We start from the raw sequence: 6,497 nt of genomic DNA, 5'->3' as shown, positions 1-6,497 counted from the left end.
GTTGGAAGAGCGGTCCCAGTCCGCGTCTGTATTCAGGCCCGAAAATAGCTCAAGGTTTGTTGCCATTGATGAGCTCAGGGCCCGGGGTGGCCTGACCATCCAGCTGGTGGCTGGAAACCTTGAACAAACGGCTTTGACGGTTCTTGAGCAGTACCCCGGCCTTCAGGACGCGGTCTACACCCGGGGTGAGCGAAATGGCGAACCCTGGTTTATGGTACTATATGGTCAATACCAGTCGAGAACTGCGGCTCGGAGTGCAGTCTCGGAATTACCCCGGGCCCTGAGGGACCAGTCACCCTGGATTCGTTCCGCCGCAGGATTATAGCGGCCTTCCGTAAACAGGATAACCCGTTGTTCCGTAAGCCTGTAGGCTGGGAAATTCGGTCTCTGTTCCCCAAAATAGCGCCACTCTCATTTGAGTACGTATTTCTACGTGTGTAAAATGACCAGCCCCCATTTTCAGTGTCAAAGGGTGAATGTTTGGTGTTTCGTCACTAACCCTCTGATTGAAAAGCATTTCTACGCGAGAGAACGCTTATGATGACAGGTTTGTATCATCCCGACGAATTCAGGGACAACTGCGGATTCGGTCTGATCGCCCACATGAAGGGCGAGGCCAGCCACAAGTTGTTGCAAACTGCCATCGAGTCGCTGACCTGCATGACCCACCGAGGTGGTATCGCTGCAGACGGAAAGACCGGCGATGGTTGTGGCCTCCTGATCCAGAGCCCGGACACCTTCCTCAAGAAGGCGGCGAAGGATGCCTTTGGCAAAGAGCCAGGAGATCTGTTTGCTGTTGGCCAGGTATTCCTTAACCCGGAAGACGCCAAGGCCCAGGCTGGCCGTGCAGCGGTCGAGAACCGCCTGACTGAACAGGGCCTTGAGGTCATGGGCTGGCGCGAAGTGCCGGTTGATGACTCCTGCCTCGGTCCCATGGCACTTGACTGTCTGCCGCGCATTGAGCAGGTGTTCGTGGTTCCGGCCGGTAAGGCCGAAAAGGAATTCGCCATCAGCCTGTTCGTGGGTCGTCGTCATGCAGAACGCGATATGGTCGACGATTCCGAGTTCTATATTTGTAGCCTCTCGCACCGGACGCTGGCGTACAAGGGGCTGATGATGCCCGCGGATCTGGCCAACTTCTACAAGGATCTGGGTGACCCGGACCTGGAAACGGCCATCTGTGTTTTCCACCAGCGCTTTTCCACCAACACGATGCCACGCTGGCCCCTGGCCCAGCCGTTCCGTTACCTCGCCCACAACGGCGAAATCAACACCGTTGACGGGAACCGGAACTGGGCCATTGCCCGTGCTGCCAAGTTCAGTTCGCCGGACCTCCCGGACCTTCAGACCCTTCAGCCTCTGGTCAACCTGACCGGTTCGGATTCCTCCAGCATGGATAACATGCTGGAAGTACTGCTGGCCGGCGGTGTCGACCTGTTCCGGGCTGTGCGCATGATGATTCCGCCTGCCTGGCAGAACGTCGACAGCATGGATTCGGAACTTCGGGCTTTCTATGAATACAACTCGATGCACATGGAACCCTGGGACGGCCCCGCGGGTCTGGTGATGTCCGACGGCCGATATGCGGTCTGTATGCTGGACCGGAATGGCCTGCGCCCGGCGCGCTGGGTTATTACCAAGGACGATTTCATCACCCTGGCCTCTGAGATAGGCACCTATGACTACCACCCGGATGACGTGGTTGCCAAAGGCCGTGTCGGCCCGGGTCAGATGCTGGCGATTGACACGGAATCCGGTGAAGTCCTTCACACCAAAGATGTTGATCAGCGCCTGAAGTCCGCCCAGCCCTACAAGCGCTGGTTGCGGGAGAACGCCCTGCGTGTGGAGACCACACTCAATCAGGACACACCCGACTTCAAGCTCATGGACGCGGATGAGCTTCTGGTTCACCAGAAGATGTTCATGGTGTCGTTTGAAGAGCGTGATCAGGTGCTCCGGCCGCTGGCGGAAAATGGCCAGGAAGCGGTCGGTTCCATGGGTGACGATACCCCTATGGCTGTTCTGTCCAGCAAGGTGCGTCATGTCGCCGATTACTTCCGCCAGAAGTTTGCTCAGGTGACCAACCCCGCAATCGATCCATTGCGTGAGTCCATTGTCATGTCACTGGAAACTTGCCTCGGCGCCGAGCGCAACGTTTTCGAGGAAACCGCCGAGCACGCCGACCGGATTATTCTGACCACGCCGGTGCTGTCGCCGGCCAAGTTCCTGAAGATCACTAACAACGACCGTCCAGGGTTTGAAGTCGCTCGTATTTCCATGAGCTACCGGCCTGAGCAGGGCCTGGAACAGGCGGTTCGTCAGGTCTGCGAGGAAGCCGAGCAGGCCGTGCGCGACGGCAAGGTCATTCTGGTTCTCACTGACAAGGACCTTCAGGAGGGCGAGTTGCCGGTGAGTGCCATGATGGCAACCGGTGCCGTTCACCATCATCTGGTCGCCAAGGGTCTACGCTGTGACTCCAACATCGTCGTGGAAACCGGCTGGGCGCGTGACCCGCACCATTTCGCCGTCCTGTTTGGCTTCGGCGCGACCGCAGTCTATCCGTACCTGGCTTACCAGGTTCTGAATGACCTGATCCGTACCGGCGAATTGCTCATGGACCCGATTGAGGCCAAGAACAATTATCGCAAAGGCATTAACAAGGGACTGCTGAAGATCCTGTCGAAGATGGGTATCTCCACAATGACCTCTTATCGGGGAGCTCAGCTGTTCGAGGCGATTGGTCTGGCCGACGAGGTCGTCGACCTATGCTTCAAGGGCGTCCCCAGCCGTATTCAGGGCGCTGGCTTCTTCGATTTCCAGCAGGATCAGGAGCAACTGGCCGCCGTTGCCTGGAAGCCGCGCAAGCCGATTTCCCAGGGCGGGCTGCTCAAGTATGTCCACGGTCAGGAGTACCATGCGTTCAACCCGGACGTGGTCGGAAAGCTCCAGGAAGCGGTCATCAGTGGCGACTACGGCCACTACAAGGAATACGCGGGGCTGGTCAACGAGCGGCCTGTGTCGACACTGCGCGATTTGCTCGGTTTCCGTAAGGACCTCAAGGAAATCGATATTTCTGAAGTGGAGCCGGTAGACAACATCTTCCCGCGTTTCGACTCTGCCGCGATGTCCCTGGGAGCTCTTTCCCCGGAGGCGCACGAGGCCCTGGCGGTAGCCATGAACACCCTCGGTGGCCGCTCCAATTCCGGTGAGGGCGGGGAAGATCCTGCCCGCTATGGCACCGAGAAACGCTCGAAAATCAAACAGGTGGCTTCCGGTCGTTTCGGTGTGACTGCAGAGTATTTGCGCAGTGCCGATGTCATGCAGATCAAGGTTGCCCAAGGGGCCAAGCCGGGTGAGGGTGGTCAGCTGCCGGGCGGTAAGGTGAATGACCTGATCGCACGTCTGCGTTACTCGGTACCGGGGGTGACATTGATTTCGCCACCGCCGCACCACGATATCTATTCCATCGAGGATCTGGCCCAGCTGATCTTTGACCTCAAGCAGGTTAATCCGTCGGCACTGGTTTCTGTGAAGCTGGTGTCTGAGCCGGGCGTGGGTACCATCGCCGCCGGCGTGGCCAAGGCTTACGCCGACCTGATTACCGTGTCCGGATACGACGGTGGTACCGCGGCCAGCCCGCTGACCTCAATACGCTACGCCGGCTCGCCCTGGGAGCTGGGGCTGACTGAAACCCAGCAGGCGCTTCGGGCCAACGATCTGCGGGGCAAGATTCGTCTGCAGACCGATGGTGGTATCAAAACCGGCCTGGACGTGGTTAAGGGCGCCATCCTTGGCGCCGAGAGCTTCGGGTTCGGAACCACGCCGATGGTTGCGCTCGGATGCAAATACCTGCGGATCTGTCACCTGAACAACTGCGCAACGGGTGTTGCGACCCAGAACGAGCACCTCCGGGACGAGCATTTCAAGGGCACCGTCGAGATGGCCATGAACTTCTTCCGCTTTGTCGCGGAAGAAACCCGGGAGTGGATGGCCAAGCTGGGCGTTCGGAGCCTGGAAGAGCTGGTGGGCCGGGTTGATCTGCTGGAGCGCCTGCCGGGCGATACCGAGCGACAGAAGAAGCTGGACCTCTCGCGCCTGCTGTCCAACGATCACATTCCCGCAGACAAGCCTCAGACCTGCCAGGTTGAGCGCAACCACCCGTTCGACAAGGGCACGCTGGCTGAGCAGATGGTCAGCGACACGTCCGCGGCGATCGAGAACAAGTCGGGTGGGGCCTGGTCTTATCGGGTTACCAACTGCGACCGTTCTATTGGCGCCCGTCTGTCGGGCGAGATTGCGGCCAAGCATGGTAACCAGGGTATGGTGGATGCGCCGATCACTCTGGATCTTACCGGAACCGCGGGGCAGAGCTTTGGTGTCTGGAACGTCGGTGGCCTGAACCTCATCCTTGAGGGTGATGCCAATGACTACGTGGGCAAGGGCATGACGGGCGGCAAGCTGGTTGTGAAACCGCCCCGTGGCAGTTCCTTCAAAACCCAGGAAACGTCCATTGTTGGCAACACCTGTCTCTACGGCGCTACCGGAGGCAAGCTGTTTGCCGCGGGTACGGCCGGTGAGCGCTTCGCCGTCCGAAATTCTGGCGCCCATGCCGTAGTCGAGGGTGCCGGTGACCACTGCTGTGAATACATGACCGGCGGTCTGATCACTGTGCTGGGGGCTACCGGACACAACTTCGGCGCCGGTATGACCGGTGGTTTTGCCTACGTGTTGGATCAGAACAACACCTTCGTGGACAAGTACAACCATGAGCTCGTGGAAATCCAGCGGATTTCGAGCGAGGACATGGAGTCCTACCGCAACCATCTGCGCGGTGTCATCCGTGAGCACATCTCGGAAACCGGCAGTGAGTGGGCTGAGCACATTCTTGAGAATTTCGACGATTACATCGGCCGTTTCTGGCTGGTTAAACCCAAGGCTGCCAATCTCCGCAGCCTGCTGGCCAGCACCCGGGCGCGTCCGGAATAACCAGACCGGGTCAAACAGGGTTATGGGGTGGCCTCTGGGGCGCCCCAGTCGAAATTGAGCTGATGAGAGCATCATGATGAAAGAACGACTGAGTAACGACTTCCAGTTTGTCGAAGTAGGACGGATTGACCCGAAGAAGGTACCGGCCAGGAAACGAAAGCAGGAATTTGGTGAAATCTACCATCCGTTCACCGCGGACAACGCCGCGAACCAGGCTCACCGCTGCCTGGAGTGCGGCAACCCCTATTGTGAGTGGAAATGCCCGGTTCATAACTACATTCCGAACTGGCTGAAACTGGTGTCCGAAGGCAACATCATGCGGGCCGTCGAGTTGTGTCACCACACCAACTCGCTTCCCGAGGTTTGCGGTCGGGTATGCCCTCAGGACCGTCTTTGTGAGGGTGCCTGCACCCTCAATGATGGTTACGGGGCGGTCACTATCGGTTCGGTTGAAAAATACATTACCGACACTGCGTTCGCACTTGGCTGGAAACCGGATATGTCGGCGGTCAAGTGGACCGACCGGAAGGTGGCGGTGATCGGTGCCGGTCCTGCTGGCCTGGGTTGTGCCGATGTGCTGGTGCGCAACGGTGTCAAGCCGGTGGTGTTTGATATCTACCCTGAAATCGGAGGCCTTCTGACCTTCGGTATTCCCGAGTTCAAGCTGGAAAAATCCGTCATGACCCGTCGCCGCAAGGTGTTCGAGGAAATGGGCGTGGAATTCCGTCTGTCCACCGAGGTGGGCAAAGACGTCATGCTGCAGGACATCATCGACGAGTTCGATGCCGTGTTCATGGGCATGGGCACCTACACCTACATGAAGGGTGGTTTCCCGGGTGAGAACCTGCCTGGTGTCTACGACGCATTGCCGTTCCTGGTGTCCAACGTCAATCGGCGTCTTGGCTTCGAGAAGGACGCCTCCGAATTCATTGATATGAAAGGCAAACGTGTTGTTGTTCTCGGCGGTGGGGACACCGCCATGGACTGCAACCGGACGTCCATCCGGCAGCAGGCCGAAAGCGTAACCTGCGCCTACCGTCGGGATGAGGCGAACATGCCCGGTTCGCGTCGTGAGGTGGCGAACGCCAAGGAAGAGGGCGTGAAGTTCCTGTTCAATCGCCAGCCGATCGCCATTATTGGTGAGGACCAGGTGGAAGGCGTCAAGGTTGTCTCGACCCAACTGGGGGAGCCGGATGAAAACGGCCGGCGTCGGCCCGAGGTGGTTCCCGGAAGCGAGGAAGTGATCCCGGCGGACGCCGTGCTGGTCGCATTCGGTTTCCGTCCGAGCCCGGCCGACTGGTTCGACGAGCTGAAGATCGGTACCGACGATTCCGGCCGCGTATCTGCGCCTGAAGAGTCCGAGTTTGCCTTCCAGACCAGCAACCCGAAGATTTTCGCCGGTGGCGATATGGTCCGCGGTTCCGACCTGGTCGTAACGGCTATCTGGGAAGGCCGTCAGGCCGCTGAAGGTATCATGGACTACCTGGATATCTGAGCGCAGGCTTGATCCC

The 6,497-nt window shown here is 58.8% G+C and carries 3 protein-coding genes; all 3 read left to right on the top strand.

Going from position 1 to position 6,497, the window contains the following annotated elements; genetic code table 11:
• Positions 1-325 (top strand): SPOR domain-containing protein (locus tag KZO34_RS17355; RefSeq protein WP_219478134.1); only part of this gene is annotated, 325 nt, incomplete at its 5' end.
• A gap of 212 nt (positions 326-537) precedes the next feature.
• Positions 538-4,986: a glutamate synthase large subunit gene (gene gltB / locus KZO34_RS17350; RefSeq protein WP_219478132.1), complete on the top strand. Its 4,449-nt coding sequence runs from the start codon at positions 538-540 to the stop codon at positions 4,984-4,986.
• 76 nt (positions 4,987-5,062) lie between these two features.
• Positions 5,063-6,481 carry an FAD-dependent oxidoreductase gene (locus KZO34_RS17345; RefSeq protein WP_219478140.1) on the top strand — a complete coding sequence of 473 codons (1,419 nt, stop codon included), beginning with the start codon at positions 5,063-5,065 and terminating at the stop codon, positions 6,479-6,481.
• Positions 6,482-6,497 lie beyond the last annotated feature (16 nt).

Origin of the sequence: Marinobacter sp. F4206 (genome assembly GCF_019392195.1) — a bacterium.
Lineage (GTDB): Bacteria > Pseudomonadota > Gammaproteobacteria > Pseudomonadales > Oleiphilaceae > Marinobacter.
The sequence above is the reverse complement of the archived record's forward strand: the minus strand, read 5'-3'. Positions and strand labels throughout refer to the sequence as shown.